At 53.9% G+C, this 961-nt stretch carries 7 tRNA genes and 1 rRNA gene; all 8 read right to left on the bottom strand.

Annotation, left to right across the window (positions count from 1 at the left end):
• Positions 1-3 precede the first annotated feature (3 nt).
• A tRNA-Asp gene (locus ACFSUC_RS17755) sits at positions 4-80 on the bottom strand.
• Positions 81-119: 39 nt separating this feature from the next.
• A tRNA-Met gene (locus tag ACFSUC_RS17760) sits at positions 120-193 on the bottom strand.
• Positions 194-206: 13 nt separating this feature from the next.
• A tRNA-Val gene (locus tag ACFSUC_RS17765) sits at positions 207-282 on the bottom strand.
• A gap of 16 nt (positions 283-298) precedes the next feature.
• Positions 299-373 (bottom strand) — tRNA-Glu (locus ACFSUC_RS17770).
• A gap of 11 nt (positions 374-384) precedes the next feature.
• Positions 385-476: transfer RNA gene (locus tag ACFSUC_RS17775), tRNA-Ser, on the bottom strand.
• A gap of 1 nt (position 477) precedes the next feature.
• Positions 478-553 (bottom strand) — tRNA-Asn (locus ACFSUC_RS17780).
• Positions 554-556: 3 nt separating this feature from the next.
• Positions 557-632, bottom strand: a tRNA-Ala gene (locus ACFSUC_RS17785).
• A 204-nt stretch (positions 633-836) separates the two neighbouring features.
• Positions 837-961 (bottom strand): 23S ribosomal RNA (locus ACFSUC_RS17790); the annotation flags it as partial.

Raw genomic sequence — 961 nt, forward strand, 5'->3', positions numbered from 1 at the left:
GAATGGCGGAGCTGACGGGATTCGAACCCGCGATCTCCTGCGTGACAGGCAGGCATGTTAGGCCTCTACACCACAGCTCCAGATGATGTTCTTCTCAAGATCAAATGATGATGAGAATATTGCGGGGGCAGGATTTGAACCTACGACCTTCGGGTTATGAGCCCGACGAGCTACCAGACTGCTCCACCCCGCGGCAATGACTTTCATGGTGGACGCTGACGGGATCGAACCGCCGACCCTCTGCTTGTAAGGCAGATGCTCTCCCAGCTGAGCTAAGCGTCCTTGTTAAAGTTGTAAATGGTGACCCCTACGGGATTCGAACCCGTGTTACCGCCGTGAAAGGGCGGTGTCTTAACCGCTTGACCAAGGGGCCTTGAAAATGACTGGCGGAGAGAGAGGGATTCGAACCCTCGAGACGCTTGTGACGCCTACACGATTTCCAATCGTGCTCCTTCGGCCAGCTCGGACACCTCTCCGTGGCTCCCCGAACAGGACTCGAACCTGTGACAACTCGGTTAACAGCCGAGTGCTCTACCAACTGAGCTATCAGGGAATATGGTGGAGCCAAGCGGGATCGAACCGCTGACCTCCTGCGTGCAAGGCAGGCGCTCTCCCAGCTGAGCTATGGCCCCGATATATAAAGCTCGGACATCTAGCAAGACACTTCGCCAAAAGCATCTCGATGCCGAACCTATAGGAAGAAGACTTGCTCCTTCAAAACTGAATGCGAAAGGTTTAGGTTTGAATCAGGTACTGCTTACCCGGAATCGTTCCGGGCCCCGAAAAAGGTTTCGGTATGCGCTACAAAGCGTTCCGTCACTTTTTTGGGTGTTTTTTGGGATAAGCCCTCGACCGATTAGTATTCGTCAGCTCCATGCATTGCTGCACGTCCACCTCGAACCTATCAACCTTGTCGTCTACAAGGGGTCTTACCAAAGGGGAAATCTCATCTTGAGGGGGG

Source organism: Marinicrinis sediminis (genome assembly GCF_042685085.1).
Classification (GTDB): Bacteria; Bacillota; Bacilli; order Paenibacillales; family KCTC-33676; genus Marinicrinis; species Marinicrinis sediminis.